We start from the raw sequence: 3,515 nt of genomic DNA on the forward strand, positions 1-3,515 counted from the left end.
TCTATCCTTTCTCTGCGCTGTGCTTATCTCAATGGTCAACTTTCCACTTGATATATGTGCAAAACTGAGATGCACCCCCCTCTTCAACCTCAGAACAGCAAATGTACCACAGAAAGTCAAAGACGCCCGCCGAAGTCATTCGGTTAAATCCACAGGGTTGGTACGTCGAAAAAATAGCGGCTCATGTAAATTGGACTTCACAGACAGTCAGAGAAGTTTTGCACAAATGGGAAAAATCTGGTCTAGAAGGTCTTCCGTTACATAGTTGTAAAGTTTCCCGCCCACTTACTTACAACGGCGAATTAATCTTGCAACCGAGGCAGCGGTGGACACGCCTTGCAACAGTTAGAGCTGCTGGATACGCACCCACTGTTTAACAGTTAGAGCTGCTGGATACGCACCCACTGTTTACTGGTCGGTGTCCCCAATGTGAAATGACTTATCCCCAATAGGAAACACCCCCGGTGCATTGGGATTGTTGGCTTGCGGGTGGATGGATGAGTCGGTTTGAGGCGATGGTCGCGACGGTTCTGTTTTGATAATGGCGATCGTTACGCTTTCTAGAGCATTGATGCACCTAACTTTCTAGTTAAGATTAAATAAGTTGAATAAAGAATTATGGTTTTTTCAGTAAGCTAGCTAGTATTTAGGTAGCTTGATTACTGAATGAACTTTCCAGTCAAGTTGTTTACGATAAAAAGCAATTTAATCTTCATGAAAAATCACTACCACAAAGTTGCAGTTGCCTCTGTTTGCACGGCTCTAGGTTTTGTCCTGGGAACCGAAGAAGCTTATTCAGCTACATTTAGCAATTACTACCCTTACCCTCTAATCACTTTTCAAGTCATAGATGGCGACTCTTTTGGTAGCTTTGACGGACTGGGAGATAGGGTGACTGAGCTGGCTTATCCTAATGTGGACAGCGGTAATCTTCATAGTTGGTATGAGGTGGAGAAAACAACTGCTAGGGAAATAGCAGCGTTGACCGAATTCTCTATCCCTGGTTTAACCTGGGCCAGCACTGGTTACCGTACTGATACCAGAATTACCAGCATTACCCGTGCAATCCTTCGGGTTGAGCTTTTGAGTGCGCCAACCGCTGATTCTGGGAGTGAACCTCGCGATCTGGGTATCTTCGGCTATGTAGGAAACGGAACAGCCGAAGCATCAGATTTTGAGGCGGGAGTATTCTTAGATTCTACAGATATCTCAGAATATGGAAAGCAGTTTGCTTACTTTAACGTGACTTCATTTGTTAATGAACGAGTTAGCAACAACAATGAGTTTGCTGGGTTTGCCCTGCGTTCCTTGAAGCAGAATTCCATCATTCTGAATACTAATTATGGTAAAGTCCCACCCACACTGATAGTTAACGGAGAGTTTGAGATAGTTGAATCCGAGCCTGTGCCTGAACCGACCGCAATCTTTGGTTCAGCTATAGCCCTAGGCTGGGGAGGATGGCTGAAACGAAAGCATTCAAGTCCGCAGCATAAAACAACGCCACAAGGTTAATCTACCGTTTGACAGAGTTTAATAAACTTCTCAGTTGCGGGCAACAGCTTGCTCGAAAGCCCACTTGGAAGTGCAGCCGACTAATCCCCCAACAAACACCCAAAACGCGCCTTGAGGCCACACACTTAACACCGCAAACTCATGCGGCCAGGATTGCCACAAGCGAAACATGATTGCAGCGATCGTGGTTAGTAAGACTATTTTGCCCACAGTTGCTTCACCGATCGTCCAACCCAGGTAGATTCCCTGGCAACAGGCGATCGGTCAATTCAATAAACAGCACCAAGTTCAAAAGGCTGATGATGGTGCTGTTGATGTTCTACAAAAAAGTTAGTGAATCCATCCAGGGGTCACAAACTCAAAAACTCTGGGGCGCGGTGGTTAAGTGCGATAATTGGGGTTTTAGGAGGGCAAGTGCTGGGCATCGCAAGCAATGCCAGTTGCGCCCTGCTGATCAGATCTATAAGTGCCTGTTAATTGACGTTATATAGATCTGCTAGATAATATGAGTTTTGACTGGATGTAAAATCGATCGTTCAGATTTTTGATAGGTGGAACCTAAAATGCCTACTTTTGAGGGAACGCAAGAACAGGATTTTCTGACTGGTTGGCAATTGGGCGACATCATCCAAGCCGATAGCCGTAACGACACACTCCTTGGAGACGAAGGAAGCGACTTGCTGTGGGGTAATGAAGGCAATGACTACATTAACGGGAAACAAAATAACGATACTATCGACGCCGGCAAAGATAATGACTCCGTACACGGAGGAAAAGGAGATGACCAGGTATTCGGAGATAGGGGCAATGATATCATTTACGGCGACTTGGGCAACGATATCTTGTTCGGAGGTATTGGCAGCAAGCAACCAGCAGGCGATCGAGCTAATTCTGGCATTTTAGGCAGCCGCGGAGAAGAAGAACTCAATGGCAATGAAGGTAGTGGCAGTTTGGTGGAAAAAAAAGGCAGCGACATCGTTCTCGCCGGCAAAGATGACGATAAACTCTTAGGCGAAACACTTAATGAGATTCTTTACGGTCAATTAGGCAGCGATACCGCTAATGGAAAAACCGACGACGACATCATATTTGCTGGTTTCGGCAGCGACTTAATTTACGAGGGCGAAGACAATGATACTCTCCATGGCGGTGAAGGTTTAGATACAGTTTACGGCGGCACGCAAAATGACATAATTCGCGGCGGAAAAGAAAGCGATCTCTTATTTGGAGATGAAGGAAATGATGTCCTTTTTGGCGATCACGGGGGCGATACTTTAACAGGCGGCAGCGGTGGCGATTTGTTTGTTATCGGCAGAATCGATCACGTTCCGGGCTTTTTTACTACCGGCGGCACAAATCTATCCGATGCTGACATTATTAGCGACTTCGGTCAAGGATTTGACTTAATTGGATTGGACGGCGGCTTAGCATTTCAAGACTTGAGCATTTATCAAGGCAGCAGCAATTTTGCAAACGATACAGTAATTCAAGATCGAGTGACTGGCGAGTATCTGGCTATTTTAAAAGGAATTAACAGTAACGAAATTACAGCCTCTAAATTTACCAGCGAAATTACTCCTATTAGCTCAATATTAGAATTGAGCGAGACGAAGTTTGAAAGAAAAGAAGACGGCACGCCGATCGCTGCAATAACAGTGACACGCAAAGGTGGTGAATTAGATGCAACTGTAGGGGCAACTATATTTATTGTTAATAACTCAGCGACATCCCCCTCGTATGGCAGCGCGACCCCCATAGAGGTCAATTTTGCCCCCGGAGAAACCACTCAGACAGTAACAGTTCCCTTGGTAAATGATGTCGCATTTGAAGGAGGGTTATTTAATTTACGCTTGAGCAACCCTAAAGGAAAGGTAAGAATTGGGTATAGCGATACTGCTGTTTTAGCGATTACAGATAATGACACTCCGCCACCATACGTGTTGATACCGACACCGACGCCATCCATCACTCCACTACCAAGCGATTCGCCAACACCGACGCCA

General features: G+C 45.6%; 4 protein-coding genes. 3 read left to right on the plus strand and 1 reads right to left on the minus strand.

From position 1 onward, the window contains the following. Positions 1-101 precede the first annotated feature (101 nt). Both QUA62_RS28435 and QUA62_RS28440 read left to right on the plus strand, forming a co-directional pair. Positions 102-377: a helix-turn-helix domain-containing protein gene (locus tag QUA62_RS28435; protein ID WP_333408164.1), complete on the plus strand. Its 276-nt coding sequence runs from the start codon at positions 102-104 to the stop codon at positions 375-377. Between the two features lie 337 nt (positions 378-714). Next, a complete protein-coding gene (locus tag QUA62_RS28440; protein WP_333408165.1) occupies positions 715-1,512 on the plus strand; it encodes a PEP-CTERM sorting domain-containing protein in 798 nt (265 codons plus the stop codon). Positions 1,513-1,542: 30 nt separating this feature from the next. Here the strand turns inward: QUA62_RS28440 and QUA62_RS28445 are convergent, their stop codons facing one another. Then, a complete protein-coding gene (locus QUA62_RS28445; RefSeq protein WP_333408166.1) occupies positions 1,543-1,722 on the minus strand; it encodes a hypothetical protein in 180 nt (59 codons plus the stop codon). A 353-nt stretch (positions 1,723-2,075) separates the two neighbouring features. Between QUA62_RS28445 and QUA62_RS28450 the strand changes: the two genes are divergently transcribed. Then, positions 2,076-3,515 (plus strand): Calx-beta domain-containing protein (locus tag QUA62_RS28450; protein ID WP_333408167.1); only part of this gene is annotated, 1,440 nt, incomplete at its 3' end.

The organism is Microcoleus sp. MON1_C1, assembly GCF_036701945.1.
Lineage (GTDB): Bacteria > Cyanobacteriota > Cyanobacteriia > Cyanobacteriales > Microcoleaceae > Microcoleus.

Bases quoted from the DNA above. Each gene is read 5' to 3' on its own strand.
- QUA62_RS28435 (WP_333408164.1), top strand. From the start codon at position 102: ATGTACCACAGAAAGTCAAAGACGCCCGCCGAAGTCATTCGGTTAAAT.
- QUA62_RS28440 (WP_333408165.1), top strand. From the start codon at position 715: ATGAAAAATCACTACCACAAAGTTGCAGTTGCCTCTGTTTGCACGGCT.